Consider the following 14,667-nt stretch of genomic DNA (forward strand, 5'->3'; position numbering starts at 1 on the left):
GCGCTCGGTGCGGGCATCGGCAAGGCCGCCGACGCGATCGGATTGGCGCCGGCCGCGACGTTGCGCAGACCCGCCCGAACCATGGCCTGGGCGAGCACGGTCGCGGTGGTGGTTCCGTCACCGGCGACGTCATTGGTCTTGGTGGCGACCGACTTCACCAGCTGCGCACCGAGGTTCTCGAACGGATCCTCGAGGTCGATGTCGCGGGCGATGGTGACGCCGTCGTTGGTGACGTTGGGGCCACCGAAGGACTTGGCGAGGACGACGTGGCGGCCACGCGGGCCCAGGGTCACCTTGACGGTGTCGGCGAGCTGGTTGATGCCGCGCTCGAGCGCGCGCCGCGCGTTCTCGTCGAATTCAATCTGTTTGGGCATGAGTCACTTTCGTGAAATGAAGAAACGAATGTAGGGGCCGAACACACCCGCCCCGGCGCCCGTGAAACGGGCCGCCGGGGCGGGTGGGACTCGCGATGTTCTCGCGGGTCTTACTTGCCGATGACAGCCAGCACGTCACGTGCCGACAGGATCAGGTACTCCTCGCCGGCGTACTTGATCTCGGTGCCCCCGTACTTGCTGTAGATGACGGTGTCACCTTCCTTGACGTCGACGGGGACGCGGTTGCCCTGCTCGGTCACCCGACCCTCGCCGACCGCGATGACGGTGCCTTCCTGCGGCTTCTCCTTGGCGGTGTCCGGAATGACCAGACCCGACGCGGTGGTCGTCTCGGCCTCTACGGCCTGCACCAGGATCTTGTCCTCAAGCGGCTTGATGTTCACGCTCGCCACGATGTGAGTCCTCAACTTTCGTACTGAGAAAGAATCTGCACGTTCATGGCCCTGGAAAAACCTCGTCGTCGCGGGTGCCGAGGCTTGTTCAGTGCCACCTAGCACTCTATACATGCGAGTGCCAGCACTCAAGGGCGACGGCTGCAAATCAAGTGTTCGCCGGCAGCGGAATCGCTCGAGCGGATCGGCGCGTCCGCCAGGACACACCCAGCGCTCCCACCAATCCGATCACCGACAGGGCGCTGACCAACCAGATCGCCGTCGTCATCCCGCCGGGCAGACCGCCCGACCCGGCCGGTTGCTCCGATGCCGTGAGGATCGCAGTGACCACGGCGAGCATCACCGCCCCACCGACCTGAACGCTCGTGTTGACCAGCCCGGACGCGAGGCCCTGCTCGTCGTCGGCCACCCCGGCCGTGCCCTGCGCGTTGACCGACGGAAACGTCAACGCGAACCCGATTCCCAGCAGGACGATGGTGGGCAAGAGGAACTCGGCAAAGCCCATGCCCGGTTCCGTCCGCGCGAACCAGAGGTAGCCGCCGAGGAAGGCCGCGAATCCGCCGATCATGAGCACCGGCGTCGGAACTCGGTCGAGTACGCGATCCATCTTGACGGCACTGGCGGCCACGATGAGACCCGCGGGCAGGAAACCCAGGGCCATCATGAGCGGCGACCAGCCGAGCGTGTCCTGCAGGTAGAGGGTCACCACGAACTGGAATGCGACATACCCGCCGAACATGAGCGCCCCCGACAGATTCGCGTGGACGAGGGTCACCGAACGCAGGATGCCCAGTCGCAGCAGCGGATGCCGATGCCGACGCTCGATGACGACGAAGGCGACCGACGACGCTGCGGCCGCACCGAACACCGCAAGGGTTGCCGGCGCCGCCCAGCCCACCTCGGGCGCGCGCACCACCCCGAGCACCAGCAACAACAAGGCCGCGGTGCTCGTCGTTGCGCCGGCGACGTCGAAATGTGCCCAGTCGACCGGCCTGCGTCGGACGGCCGGGATCACCCGCAGTCCCGCGAAGAGCAGCAGCAATGCCACCGGCCCGGGGAACAACAGGGTTGCGCGCCAGGACAACTCGGTGAGCAGGCCACCGAACACGAGGCCGAGAGAGAAGCCGCTGGCGCCGCAGACGGTGTAGATGGACAGTGCGCGGTTGCGCGCAGGCCCCTCGGCGAACGTGGTCGTGATGATCGACAGACCGGCCGGAACCGTGAAAGCCGCCGCGATGCCCTTGACGAAGCGCAACCCGATGACGAGCGCGTTGACGTCGACGACGGCACTCACCACCGACGCGACGCCGAACACCGCGAGCGCGGTGAGGAACACACGACGGCGGCCGAAGAGGTCGCTGGCCCGGCCGCCGAGCAGCAGAAGGCCCCCATATCCGAGCACGTACGCACTGACGATCCACTGCAGTTCCGATTGCGCCATACCCAGATCCGCACCGATGGACGGCAAGGCCACTCCGACCATGGAGATGTCGAGTCCGTCGAGGAACAGTGCTCCGGCCAGGACGACCAGGAGTAGCCACGTTCGTCCCGACCATCCGGAGCCGCTGGTGATGTGTGTGGGGGCGTCATCCCCCGCCTTCGGCAGTCGCTGCCGATCGCTGATGACCACTTCGGTTGTTGTGTGTGCCATGCAGGAAACTATATGCACATGCATTAGATGCTTCTACATTAATTGCGCTCACATTTATTGCGGTTGCATTTACCGTCCGACGGCGCTAGCATGCGGCCATGAGCAAGGACGCTGCCACGCACGACGATCTCGCGGCGGCGTGGCATGACCTCTCCGTGAGCTACCACCGCGTGCTGTGCGCCCTCGATCGAGAGCTTCAGGCGGGGCACGGATTGACTTCGAGCGAATTCGAAGTCCTCGAACTACTCTGGGCCGCAAGCGATCACAAGCGGCGGATGAGCGACCTCGCCGACAACGTCCACCTCAGCCAGAGCGCACTGTCGCGTGTGGTGGCCCGCTTGGAGAAGGACGGATTGGTGGAGCGCAGCATGTGCGCCAACGATCGTCGATCCGTCTTCGCCGAACTGACCGCCGAAGGCGAAACACGCTACTGCGCAGCGCGTCCCACCCAGCGAGCGATCCTCGCCGACCTGTCCGGCGGATGTCCTCAGATGATCCGGGCCGCGGCGTCAGGCCGGTCAGCCACCAACGGGTAGCCGCCGGTCCAGTTCGATCAGACGCTGGCTGTCTTCGTAGAAATCACGCTGCTCGACGATCTTGCCCCAGCGTGCCCGCGCCCACAGTACGGAACGGTTGGTGTAGATCTGCTCGCCGTCGAGGACCGCCGCGTCGTCGAATCTGATGGCGATGGTCATCGACCACGGCGCACCGCCGACGACGATGGAGCAGATGTCTCCGGCGAGGCCGGCGTCCACGAAGTCGAGCAAGAATCCCTCGATGGCAGCCCTGCCCTCGTAACGGCCGCGCCAGCGGTGGTCGCCCTCATGGAAGTAGAGCACCGCATCCTCGTGGTACCCAGCCGCCAGCGGACCTATGTCACCTCGTGCGAGACAGGCCACTCCGTGTCGGAGTTTGCGCGCCAACGCCCACAGCAGCAGCCTGCGAGCTGACATGGCGACTGCCAATCCGATGACGATTCCGACGATCAGCGCAATCCACATGATTGCCACCTCCGGGTGGTTTACCTGGTCACTTACCTAGAATGATCGTTCTAGCGAGGCCGCGTGTCAACCCCGAAGCGGCGCGCGCACGGAGATCAGAGCTGACTGAGCTGAACCGACAATCCCGGGTCGGTGGCGACGGTGAGTGGCGACGGTTGTGCGCCACCGGCGATGACATGGGCGCCGAGCGTCGCGATCATGACGCCGTTGTCGGTGCACAGGCGCGGCTTCGGCACCCTCAGCGTGATGCCGGCCGCGGTGCAGCGCTCCTGCGCGAGCGAGCGGATGCGCGAGTTGGCCGTGGCGCCGCCGCCGAGGACCAGTGTCTCGACGCCGAGATCGGTGCACGCACGAATCGCCTTCATGGTGAGCACGTCGGCCACGGCCTCCTGGAACGATGCGGCGATGTCGGCGACCGGACGCGCAACCCCGTCGCGATCGCATTTCTCGACGTACCGGGCGACCGCGGTCTTGAGCCCGCTGAACGAGAAGTCGTACCGCGCGTCGCGAGGGCCGGTCATGCCGCGGGGAAAGTCGATCGCACGTGGATCACCCTCGCGCGCAGCGAGATCGAGCGCCGGGCCGCCCGGGAAACCGAGGCCGACCAGGCGGGCGACCTTGTCGAATGCCTCCCCCGCCGCGTCGTCGACCGTTGTACCGAGTTCGACGATCGGCTTGCCGAGATCGGTGACGTGAAGCAGGTGGGTATGTCCGCCGGAGACCAGCAGCGCAACGCATTCGGGCATCGGCCCGTGCTCGAGGGTGTCCACCGCGACGTGACCCCCGAGGTGATTCATCGCGTAGAGCGGCACATCCCATGCCAGTGCATACGCCTTGGCTGCGGCCACTCCCACGAGCAGCGCACCCGCCAGCCCCGGGCCGATCGTCACCGCGATCGCATCCGGGCGGTCGATACCTGCTGCCTCCCTTGCCCGTTGCATCGTCGGCACGATCGCTTCGAGGTGCGCCCGCGACGCGATCTCCGGGACCACACCACCGAACCGCGCGTGCTCGTCGACGCTGGAGGCCACTTCGTCGGCGAGTAGCGTGGCGTGGCCGGGCGCTTCACCGTCGGCCGGGGTCCACCGCACGATCCCGACACCCGTTTCGTCGCAGGAACTCTCGACGCCCATCACGATCAGTCCGCGGTCGATCAGTCCGCGGTCGATCAGTTCACGGTCGGCGCTCATGCGGGTCCCTCCTCCGGATCGAGCGGCCGGCCGGATACCGGCGGACGAATCATCGTGTACGCGTCCGCTCCGGACGGCTGATAGTAGTTGCGGCGGATACCCGACGTGGCGAAGCCGTGGCGCGAGTACATCGTGATGGCGACGTCGTTGTCGGTCCGCACCTCGAGGTACACCGGCGCGTCGCAGGCGTCGGCGACCACCAGCATCGCCTGCAGCAATGCCCGGCCCAACCCGGTCCCGCGTCGTTCCGGTGCCACGGCGATCGTGTGGATCTCGCACTCGTACTCGCCGGGCCCGCCGAGGGTGGAAATCCCCGCGTACCCGACGACCTCCCCGCCGACCTCCTCGCGCGCGGCGAAGTAGGTGTTGTACGGCGCATTCAGCTCGGCTCGGAATGCCGTTGCCGGCCAGGGTGAGTCCTCGGCGAACATCTGCTTCTCCAGCGCCGCGCAGCGCGGAATGTCGGCATAGGTGAGTCCGTCGATGATCGCTTCCGGGGCGGTCATGAACCGACCTTGTTCGCCTGGGACACCTTGCGTTCCACGGCGTCCGGGCGACGCAGGTAGAGCGGCACCAGCGGCTCCGGCGGTGTGGACGACCAGATGGCGTCGGCCGCGGTCTGCACCAGCCCGGCCACCGACGGCACCCGCACCGAACCCACAGGCAACCCGATCAGTTCGGCGTGGGCGGGCGAGCCGAATGCCACGTCGACGTCGATCCCGTCGAGAGCCTCGAGGACCGCGGACGGTGCCATCACCTCCGGACCCTGCACCCGAAGGCCGTCGAGGTAGCGCGCCCAATACAGTTCGCGGCGTCGGGCGTCGGTCACCACGACCACCGACGACTGATGCGGATCACGTTGTACTGCAACGGCATCCATTGAGCACACACCGTACGCGGGAATGCCGAGCGCGTCGGCGAAGGCCGACCCGGTGGCCATGCCCACGCGCAGTCCGGTGAACGGTCCCGGCCCGCAGCCGACGACGACCGCACCGATCTGGTCTCGGGTGACCCCCGACTCGTCAAGTGAGTCCGACATCAAGGTCGTCAGCAGTTCGGCATGTCTCCGATGGTCGGCGACGGCATGCTCGGCCAGCACGTCGACCGTGCCGCCGGGTCGCAGAACCGCCACTCCGGTGACCACCGAGTCGGTCGCCGTGTCGATGGCGAGCACGGTGGTTCCAGCAAGACCATCGGCCTCCCTGTGGTCACTCACTGGTCACCCACTCCCATTTCACTTGCCGCACATCGGTGTCCGGGTCTCGCCGCAGCCGCACCAACAGGTGGTGATCGGCGAGCCGCTCCGCGACGCCCTCACCCCATTCGACCACCACCACGGTGTCCTCGAGATCGGTATCGAGGTCGAGGGCATCGAGTTCGTCGAGTCCACCGAGTCGATAGGCGTCGACGTGCACCATGCCCGGCCGGCCGGAATCCCCGGGCCGATGCTCGCGGGCGATGATGAACGTCGGCGAACTGACCCGGCCGACCACGCCCAACCCGGCACCGATTCCCCGTGCGAGCGCGGTCTTCCCGGCACCGAGCGGCCCGTCGAGGATCACCAGATCACCTGCGCGCAATTCTGCGGCGATCTCGCTGCCGAAGGCCTCGGTGTCGGTCACGGTCGGCAGTGCGCGTGCACCGCTGGACCGGCGGTCGGGACTTGTACTGTCGGGACTCGTACTGCCGGGGGTCATACGCGAATTCGCTTCCACCACTTCGATCGCGGCGCCGGCAGGGCCACCCGTGCACGATCGACGAGATCGACGACGGCGTCGGTGACCAGACGCGGCTGCTCCATCTGCACCATGTGCCCGGCGCCCTTGACCACCACGAGGCGCGAGTCCAATCCGAACTCCGAGTACATGCGGACCGAATTCTCCAGCGGCGTCAGCCGATCCCGGTCTCCGCAGACCACCGTCGTCGGCACCTGCGCGATGACCGGAAGGGCGGTTGTCTCGTCGTGCGTCTCGAGCGCGTTCAAGAAGTTGACGATGGTGTCGATCGGCGTGTTCTGGATCATCTTCTCCACCGCCCGACCAGCCTTGGGGCTGAAGAAGGTTGGCCCGAAACTCGCGGCCACCAACACCGGCTCCAACGCTGCTCGGGTCACTCCTCGCCCGGCCTGTACGAGACGCGGCGCGCGACGCACCGACAGCCGGAACGCGTCGACGATCGGGTTGCCCAATCCCTCACCGAGGCCGGCCTCGGTGACACCACGCGACGCGGTCGCGACCAGGCCCACTCCGGCCACCGGTCCGTCGTGGGTGAACAGATGCGAATGCCTGCGCGCAAGTCCCATCAGAGACATGCCACCCATCGAATGTCCGACCAGCACAACATGTCCCACCGGTGCGGTGGCACGGATGACCGCTGCCACATCGTCGCCGAGTTGGGCGATGGTGCAGGTGTCGTCGGGTGCCGGGTCGCTCTTGCCGTGGCCGCGGTGATCGAAGAAGACCAGGCGGTAGTCCCGATCGGCCCATTCTTCGGCGAGCTGCAGACGCTGAAAATGCCACGATGCCATCCGCAGACTGAATCCATGGACAAAGATCACGGTCAACTCGGGAGTCGCACCATCGGCCACCCCACCGAGATCGACAGTGCGAACAGCGAGTTCGAGACCATCGTCGGTCTCCACCGTGCTCGCCGCGTCGGCGTAGATAGTGGTGAAATCGACGTCGGCGTACGGATCCACCTTGCCGGCCACGCGTTTACGGGCGAGGTTACGGGCTGCACCCGCCGCGGCGACGCCACCGAGGCCGGCCACCCCGGCGACACCTGCCAGCCAACCGATCCGCTGCGAATTGTCCACTGTCACTGCCCCACCTGTTCCGCCTGTTTCGGGCCGCCCACGTACACCCGGTTCACGCGGTTACCGATGCGGGACACGATTTCGTAGTCGATGGTCCCGATGGCATCGGCCCACTCCCTGGCTGTGGGACCGCCACCGGCACCGGTCCCGAACAACTCGGCGCGGTCACCCTCGGCGACGCCGCCACCGTCGGGTCCGAGGTCGATGACGAACTGGTCCATGCACACCCGACCGACGCCGGCGAAGTCGCGCTCCCCGATCCGCACCCGCAGTTTTCCGGACAAGAGCCGCGGCACGCCGTCGGCGTATCCGACGGGCACCACCGCAACCACGGTGTCGCGCGGCGCAATCCATGTATGGCTGTACGAGACCCCTTGCCCCGCAGCAACGTTCTTGACCAGCGCGATCTCCGCCGACACGGTCATCGCCGGGATGAGACCGAACTCGCCACGCTCGGGCACCGGCGTTCGGCCGTACAGAGCGATACCGGGCCGCACCAGGTCGCGCGCGAGGTCCGGACGTGTCAGCGCCGCAGGTGAATTCGCGATATGGACAACTTCGGGACCTGCTCCGAGCCGGCGCAGATCGGCCACCGCGGCATCGAGACGCGAGGCTTGCTCCGAGTTGAGCGGGTGATCGGGCTCATCGCCGCGCACGAGATGACACATCGCGGCTCGCAGTGCGACCGCACCTTCGGCGTCGGCCTTCGCCAGGGCGACGGCGAAGTCGTCCCACTCGTCGGAAGCGACGCCGCTGCGGTTGAGTCCGGTGTCGACCTTGGCCGTGACGGTCGCCGCCCGCCCCGACTCTCGTGCCGCGGCAATCACCGCGTCGAGCTGGCGCCGTGACGACAGCGCGATGTCGATCCCCGCGTCGATCGCGCCGGCAAAATCGGCACCCGGCGTGTGGAGCCACGAGGTGATGTGGGCGTCGATCCCGGCAGCGCGCAGCGCGAGTGCCTCGTCGATATGGGCGACGCCGAGCTCGGCCGCGCCCGCCGCCAGAGCTGCCCGTGCGACCGGGACCGCACCGTGGCCGTACGCGTCGGCCTTCACCACCGCCAATACGTCGGTGCCAGACGTCTCGCGCAGGACAGTGACGTTGTGAGCGATCGCGTCGAGGTCGACGGTCGCAGCCAGGGCAGATGAAGTCATCGCCGACCATTGTCCCAGATGTCGGCGAGTGCTTTTCCAACATACCCCTCCCGCGGGCTGAGGGCCCTTCGAGACAGGGAGCGGATGGTGCCCTTCGAGACTCAGGGAGCGGTGGAGGTACCCAGCAACTCCCGGATCGCCGGTCGTACCGCGGCGAGCAGGTTCGACGCCCCGATCGGCGCTCCTCGGCTTGCCAGCTGTGCGGCGCGGGCATGCACGCGGGCCGCGCACGCTCCGGCCAGCTGCGGATCGAGACCTGCAGCCAGCAACGCACCGGCGATCCCGGACAACACGTCGCCCGCGCCCGCAGTCGCTGCCCACGAAGCGCCGGCGTCGTTGCCGGCCACGCCGCCATCCCGGTCGGCGACCAGCGTGATCCGACCCTTCAGCAGCACCGTGACACCCCAGCGTCGAGCGAGATCGGTGACTGCGGCGAGCCGATCCGAGCCCACTTCCGAACCCGCGAGCCGTGCGAACTCACCCGCATGCGGGGTCAGCAGCGTAGGCGCTTCGCGTCCCTCGACCAGTTCCGGATGCCCGGCGACCAGCGTCAACCCGTCCGCGTCGACAAGCACCGGCAAATTGGTGGCCAACACCTCACGCAACACCTCGAGCGCAGCATCATCGGTACCCCCGCCGGGCCCGATCACCCATGCCTGGACACGTCCGGCGTCGGCGATTTCCGGCGCCGCGACGACCTCCGGGAAATGCGACACCACCTCCGCGTGCGCCGACCCGACATACCGGGTCATGCCCGACGTCGCGGTCACCGCGGCGCCGCTGCAGAGGATCGCCGCGCCAGGATAGCGGTGCGAACCGGCGATGATCCCGACCACGCCTTGGGTGTATTTGTCGTCGGCCGGCCCGGGAACCGGCCACGCAGAACCGACCTCGTCATCCGACAACGACCACAGGCCGGCCCCATCGCCGGCACCTGCGGCGACGCCGATGTCGATGACCTCGACCCGCCCGCACTGCGTCGCCGCCAACAGATGCGCGTTCCGTACAACGCCGAACGTCACGGTGATGTCCGCACGCACGGCGGGGTCGTGCACCTCGCCGGTGTCGGCGTCGACGCCCGACGGCAGGTCGACGGCCACCGTCGTTGCCTGCGAACCAACCGCCGCAAACGCTTCAACGGCGTTGGCACGCAACGGCCCTCGACCACCGATGCCGACGACGCCGTCGATCACCACATCGAGGTCGCGCGACAACGCGTCGACCACCCGCCCGCCGGCCCGCCGGAACGCTGCAAGCCCACCGGCATGGGCCTTGTCGGGCGCGAGAAGCACTGCCGTGCAAGCCACTCCACGCCGCGCCAAGAACGATCCCGCATACAGCGCGTCGCCACCGTTGTCGCCGGCACCGACAACGATGCCGATGCGCCGGCCATAAGAGCCGCCCGTCCGGTCGAGTTCGCCCGCCACCACATGCGCGACACCCGCCGACGCACGGCGCATCAATGTGCCACTGGTCAGCAGGTTCCCGGTGGCCCGCTCGGCCGCCCGGATCTGGTCCGCGGTCAGGTATCGCGTCGACATCGCAAACCCTTGGGCCGCAATCTATTCGACGGTGACCGACTTGGCCAGGTTGCGCGGCTTGTCGACGTCGTAGCCGCGGGCCTGGGCGACGCTGGCCGCGAACACCTGCAACGGCACCGTGGTCACCAGCGGCTGCAGCAGGGTGGGCACCTTGGGGATCGGGATGAAGTCGTCGGCGACGGCCCGCGCGGCAGCGTCGTCGGGTTCGGCGATGACGATGGTTCGCGCGCCGCGGGCCTGGATCTCCCGGATGTTGCTGACCATCTTGGAGTGCAGCACGGCACGACCATCCGCCGACGGCATCACCGTGATGACGGGCAACTCGTCCTCGATGAGGGCGATCGGACCGTGCTTGAGCTCACCGGCGGCAAAGCCCTCGGCGTGCATGTACGCGAGTTCCTTGAGCTTCAGTGCGCCCTCGAGCGCCACAGGGTAGCCGACGTGGCGACCGATGAACAGCACCGTGTTGTGGTGAGCCAACGATCGGGCCAGGTCACGGACCGGTTCCATCGTCTTGAGCACTTCGGCCACCGCGTCGGTCATCGCCTCCATCGCGGCGAATTCGCGGGCCACCTCGTCGGCGTACTTGGTGCCGCGGGCCTGCGCCAGCGCCAGACCGACCAGATAGGCGGCCGCGATCTGCGCGAGGAAGCACTTGGTGGAGGCCACACCGATCTCCGGTCCGGCGTGGGTGTAGAGCACCGCGTCGGATTCGCGGGGGATCTGCGCACCGTTGGTGTTGCAGATGGCCAGCACGCGCGCCTTCTGATCCTTGGCGTGGCGTACCGCTTCGAGCGTGTCGGCCGTCTCCCCGGACTGCGAGATCGCGACGACCAGCGTCGAGCGGTCGAGCACCGGGTCGCGGTAGCGGAACTCGCTGGCCAGCTCAACCTCGACGGGGAGTCGGGTCCAGTGCTCGATCGCATATTTGGCGAGCATTCCGGCGTGATAGGCGGTGCCGCAGGCGACGACGAACACCTTGTCGACGTCGCGCAGGTCCTGATCGGTGAGGCGCTGCTCGTCGAGCACGATTCGACCGCCCTCGAGGTGCCCGAGCAGGGTGTCGGCGATCGCGCGCGGCTGCTCGGCGATCTCCTTGAGCATGAAGAAGTCGTAACCGCTCTTCTCCGCGGCAGCGAGATCCCAATCGATGTGGAACGGCTTGCCGACGCGCGGGTTGCCGTCGAAGTCGGTGATCTCGTAGGTGTCTTCGGTGATGACCACCACCTCGTCCTGCCCCAGCTCGACCGCATCGCGGGTGTGCTCGATGAACGCGGTCACATCCGAACCCACGAACATCTCGCCATCACCGACGCCGACGACGAGCGGCGTCGACCGGCGGGCCGCGACGATGGTATCCGGGTGATCGGAATGGGTGAAGACCAGCGTGAATGCGCCTTCCAACCGGCGCAGCGCGGCATAGGCGCTGCCGACGAAGTCACCGGCGGCGGCACCGGTCGCGTACTCGCGTTCGATGAGGTGCACCGCGGTCTCGGTGTCGGTGTCCGAGGTGAACTCGATCCCGGTTTCCTCGAGTTCGGCACGCAACACCGCGTAGTTCTCGATGATCCCGTTGTGGACCACGGCGATCTTGCCGTCGCTGCTCGCATGGGGATGGGCGTTGCGGTCGGTGGGCTTGCCATGCGTCGCCCACCGCGTGTGCCCCATCCCGGTGCTTCCGGTCAGCGACTCGCGTCCCACGGTCGCGATCTGCTTGTCGAGGTTCTCCAGCCGGCCGGCCCGCTTCTGGATCGCCGTATGGCCCTGACCATCGAGGATGGCCACTCCGGCCGAGTCGTAGCCCCGGTATTCCATTCGCCGCAGCGCTTCGACGACGATGTCCAGGGCGTCGCGCTGCCCCACGTATCCGACGATTCCACACATAGGTAGTCAGGGTACCTGTGCGGCGGGTGGATCAGGCCGACCGAGCGGGCCCTTCGGGGCGTGCGAGAGCGGCCGCGGCGACACGTGCGAGCGGATGACGCTTGCGCGGCTTTGCCCCGAGCAGCCTCGACACCTTGTCCAAGGGCTCGGGCGGGGGGTCGGCGAGGTCGACGACCACCGATTTCCCCAGCGCCGCGTCGGGATCGACAAACGCCTTGTACTCAGGGTCGTCGGTGAGGGTGTGCAGGAAGAATCCGGTGCACAGTGCACGTACAAACTGGTGGGTCTTCGGGTCGGCGCCGTGGCCGCCGATCAGCGATTTCAGCGTCCGTCGCTCGAGAAGACCGCGCGCGGTGGCGCCGGGCAGCGTGCGCAACACCACATCGGCAGAGGTGTCGTCCTCACCACTGGCCTGCCCGTAGACCTCGGCGAGCGGCAGCGCGTTGACGCCTACCGTGTCGATCTCACCGGAACCGGCGACGATCACACCTGGCGCGGTGACCAAACGTGCGGCGGGGACGAGTTCCCCGGTCGTCGGGGCCGGAAACAGTGCCGCGACACCCCGGACGGGTGGTGGCGCCTGACCGAGGAGCTGCTGGTCGGACGCTGCGATGACGGCGGCCGACGCTCCGAAACCGTGCCCGGCGAGGCCGATGCGTGCCGGATCGACGGTCACCTTGCCGAGGCCGAGCGGCACGTTCGACACGATCGCGAGCGTCGAACGCAGATCGGCCGCGAGACCCACGTCGGAGGCGAGGAGACCACCTTGGCCTTCTGGGACGGCGACCACGATCCCCCACGACGCGAGATGGTGTATCAGATCGCGGTAGCGGGCCGAACCGGCCAGCCAGCCGTGCCCGAAGGCGATCGCGGGCAGCCGACGGCCCTCGTCAGGTGTGAACACGTGGCCCGCCACCCCGACGATTCCGAGGTCACCGCGGAGCACACGATGCGGGCCCCGCCGCGACAGGCGCGACATCAATTGCGCGGGCGACTGCGATGGCTTGCGCTTCTTGCCTGGCACAGCAGACAGCCTATGTGGTCATGCGTCGCCAGGTGGCAGATGGGGACTCGAGTCGGCGACATCGGCGGGCAGCATGATCCCGGGAAGGGCGTCCGCGGCGTCGGCCTGCTCCTCGAGTCCGGCGCGGACAGCCTGTGCCCCCACGTCGGAACTGCGCTGCGCCGCATACTCCTTCGCGAGATCCTGCTGCGCGAGCGAGAAGGTTCGCGACGCGGCGGCGACCTCGGCGGTCGCGGCTCGCGCAACCTGCTCGATCTGGTCGGAAAGATTCACTGATCACCCGCCAGCGCCAGGTCGCCGTCTGAGGCGGTCGCGTCGGGCTGAGCTTGCCGGCTGGTCGACGACGTGGTTGCAGCACCACCCAACCGCAGTGGCACGTCGGCGGGCGTGTGCCGCCCACCCGGGCCGGGTTCGCCATCGACGATCACTCGCTCGGCCGCGCCTTCGATTCCTGCGCTGGGTGGGTCTTCTCGCACCGGGACGTCGCGCTGAGAGATCTCCACGCTCGGCAACGTCTGGTCCTCGACATGGGTGATGTCGCTGCGGGTCCGCACCACGTCGGGTCGGCCACCGGCGGGTTCGGGGTAGGACTCGTCGTCGAGGCCGGCGGTCGCCTTGTTGAGAAGTTCGAGAATCTGCACCACTCCGCGAGACGCCGCGTCGGCCGCCGTGGTGAACAGCTGGAATCGGGATGCGATGTCGGCGACGACGAGATCCAGCGGTACCCGACCGGTCAGGACCGCGCCCGGCAGGTCGGCGACCGGGCATCCGGCGATGGTCGGCTCGGCGACACGCGCGATGGTGAGGAGAAAGGTCCGAAGCAGACGGTCGATCCCCGCTGCTGCCGCCGAGGTCGCGTCGCTGAGGGTGCGTAACACGTGGAGGTCGGACTCTGCCCGACGCTGATGGTTGATCACGGCGACGATCGCATCGTTCGCGGTGGAGCCGTGCCATCCGCGATCGAGCCGAATCTGCTGTTCGGGAAGGCGATGCAGGTGCTCGGACACCGCGCGGTGAGCAGCCAGCAGTCTGCGGCTGTCCGCCGACAACGCCGCGATGTCGAATCGGTCGGCGGTGGCCAGACGTGCATGGATGTCGGCATCCGACGGCACCGACACACCCAACGTGCGGCCGATGGCCGCGAACTCGAGCAGCTGGTGCACGCCGGCTCGCGCGTCGGCGCGCAACGCCGCGAGCGAATCACGAGACTCCCTCACGGCTGTCCACCGGTAGGGATCATGGCCGCTGCGGCCGCATCACCGGCGACCAGCTTCGAGGTGCCGGCGGTGAGCGCGTCCGCCAGTTCCGCAGCGGCTTGCGACTGTCGGCCCAACCGATCGGAGACGGCGGCGCTCATCGCTGCATAGCGGGCCGCGAGGGTTCTCATCAGCTCGGCGTCTGGGTGCGGTGTGGTGTCGGCGCGTCGCGCGTCGTCGATCTGGTCACCGTGTTCGCGCGCCCAGGTGCCGAACTCGTGCGCGGCGAGATCCTGCGAGACCGCACCGACCACCAGCGACGTGCGCCGATAGAACGCCGCCACGTCGGACACCTCGTCGGAGTCGACTTTCACACGGTTCATTGATCGGTCCCCTTCCACACGCATCCAAAGACTTGGACGCAGAC

17 protein-coding genes are annotated in these 14,667 nt (G+C 67.8%); 1 reads left to right on the top strand and 16 read right to left on the bottom strand.

Annotated elements, in window-relative coordinates; translation table 11 throughout:
* The 3 genes from ABZW74_RS02955 to ABZW74_RS02965 all read right to left on the bottom strand — a co-directional run.
* Positions 1-374 (bottom strand): TCP-1/cpn60 chaperonin family protein (locus ABZW74_RS02955; protein WP_355273721.1); only part of this gene is annotated, 374 nt, incomplete at its 3' end.
* A 110-nt stretch (positions 375-484) separates the two neighbouring features.
* On the bottom strand, positions 485-784 hold the full coding sequence (groES, locus tag ABZW74_RS02960) for a co-chaperone GroES (protein ID WP_006334733.1): 300 nt from the start codon (positions 782-784) through the stop codon (positions 485-487).
* 148 nt (positions 785-932) lie between these two features.
* The gene (locus tag ABZW74_RS02965; RefSeq protein WP_240856658.1) at positions 933-2,435 is read right to left on the bottom strand and encodes an MFS transporter; all 1,503 of its coding nucleotides are present in this window, start codon (positions 2,433-2,435) and stop codon (positions 933-935) included.
* A gap of 98 nt (positions 2,436-2,533) precedes the next feature.
* Between ABZW74_RS02965 and ABZW74_RS02970 the strand changes: the two genes are divergently transcribed.
* Complete coding sequence (locus tag ABZW74_RS02970; RefSeq protein ID WP_240856657.1) at positions 2,534-2,971, top strand: MarR family transcriptional regulator; 438 nt, start codon at positions 2,534-2,536, stop codon at positions 2,969-2,971.
* On the opposite strand, the gene ABZW74_RS02975 is transcribed toward ABZW74_RS02970, so the two are convergent.
* The 13 genes from ABZW74_RS02975 to ABZW74_RS03035 all read right to left on the bottom strand — a co-directional run bounded on the left by ABZW74_RS02975 (position 2,954) and on the right by ABZW74_RS03035 (position 14,623).
* The gene (locus ABZW74_RS02975) at positions 2,954-3,436 is read right to left on the bottom strand and encodes a hypothetical protein (RefSeq protein WP_355273728.1); all 483 of its coding nucleotides are present in this window, start codon (positions 3,434-3,436) and stop codon (positions 2,954-2,956) included. The two genes, ABZW74_RS02970 and ABZW74_RS02975, sit on opposite strands and share 18 nt — an antisense overlap.
* Before the next feature lie 95 nt (positions 3,437-3,531).
* Positions 3,532-4,578 carry a tRNA (adenosine(37)-N6)-threonylcarbamoyltransferase complex transferase subunit TsaD gene (gene tsaD, locus ABZW74_RS02980; RefSeq protein WP_355273871.1) on the bottom strand — a complete coding sequence of 349 codons (1,047 nt, stop codon included), beginning with the start codon at positions 4,576-4,578 and terminating at the stop codon, positions 3,532-3,534.
* Between the two features lie 44 nt (positions 4,579-4,622).
* Entirely contained in the window at positions 4,623-5,132 is a 510-nt protein-coding gene (rimI, locus tag ABZW74_RS02985; protein ID WP_355273731.1) for a ribosomal protein S18-alanine N-acetyltransferase, read from the bottom strand.
* Positions 5,129-5,842 (bottom strand): tRNA (adenosine(37)-N6)-threonylcarbamoyltransferase complex dimerization subunit type 1 TsaB, encoded by a 714-nt coding sequence (tsaB, locus tag ABZW74_RS02990; RefSeq protein ID WP_355273734.1) that lies wholly within the window; start codon positions 5,840-5,842, stop codon positions 5,129-5,131. The genes rimI and tsaB overlap by 4 nt, the downstream gene beginning before the upstream one ends.
* The gene (gene tsaE / locus ABZW74_RS02995) at positions 5,835-6,323 is read right to left on the bottom strand and encodes a tRNA (adenosine(37)-N6)-threonylcarbamoyltransferase complex ATPase subunit type 1 TsaE (protein WP_355273737.1); all 489 of its coding nucleotides are present in this window, start codon (positions 6,321-6,323) and stop codon (positions 5,835-5,837) included. Before tsaE ends, tsaB begins: the two co-directional genes overlap by 8 nt.
* Complete coding sequence (locus ABZW74_RS03000; protein WP_240856713.1) at positions 6,320-7,441, bottom strand: alpha/beta hydrolase; 1,122 nt, start codon at positions 7,439-7,441, stop codon at positions 6,320-6,322. Before ABZW74_RS03000 ends, tsaE begins: the two co-directional genes overlap by 4 nt.
* 2 nt (positions 7,442-7,443) lie before the next feature.
* Entirely contained in the window at positions 7,444-8,595 is a 1,152-nt protein-coding gene (alr, locus tag ABZW74_RS03005) for an alanine racemase (RefSeq protein WP_355273740.1), read from the bottom strand.
* Between the two features lie 101 nt (positions 8,596-8,696).
* Positions 8,697-10,136, bottom strand: coding sequence for an NAD(P)H-hydrate dehydratase (locus tag ABZW74_RS03010; protein WP_355273743.1), 1,440 nt, complete (start codon positions 10,134-10,136; stop codon positions 8,697-8,699).
* Between the two features lie 21 nt (positions 10,137-10,157).
* Complete coding sequence (gene glmS / locus ABZW74_RS03015; protein ID WP_355273746.1) at positions 10,158-12,020, bottom strand: glutamine--fructose-6-phosphate transaminase (isomerizing); 1,863 nt, start codon at positions 12,018-12,020, stop codon at positions 10,158-10,160.
* A gap of 31 nt (positions 12,021-12,051) precedes the next feature.
* Positions 12,052-13,044, bottom strand: coding sequence for an alpha/beta hydrolase (locus tag ABZW74_RS03020; RefSeq protein WP_355273749.1), 993 nt, complete (start codon positions 13,042-13,044; stop codon positions 12,052-12,054).
* 18 nt (positions 13,045-13,062) lie between these two features.
* On the bottom strand, positions 13,063-13,317 hold the full coding sequence (locus ABZW74_RS03025) for a hypothetical protein (protein ID WP_240856647.1): 255 nt from the start codon (positions 13,315-13,317) through the stop codon (positions 13,063-13,065).
* Positions 13,314-14,261, bottom strand: coding sequence for a hypothetical protein (locus ABZW74_RS03030; protein WP_355273752.1), 948 nt, complete (start codon positions 14,259-14,261; stop codon positions 13,314-13,316). The genes ABZW74_RS03025 and ABZW74_RS03030 overlap by 4 nt, the downstream gene beginning before the upstream one ends.
* The gene (locus ABZW74_RS03035; RefSeq protein WP_240856645.1) at positions 14,258-14,623 is read right to left on the bottom strand and encodes a hypothetical protein; all 366 of its coding nucleotides are present in this window, start codon (positions 14,621-14,623) and stop codon (positions 14,258-14,260) included. The genes ABZW74_RS03030 and ABZW74_RS03035 overlap by 4 nt, the downstream gene beginning before the upstream one ends.
* Positions 14,624-14,667: the final 44 nt, after the last annotated feature.

Origin of the sequence: Gordonia sp. NPDC003585, from assembly GCF_040610755.1 — a bacterium.
GTDB lineage: Bacteria > Actinomycetota > Actinomycetes > Mycobacteriales > Mycobacteriaceae > Gordonia.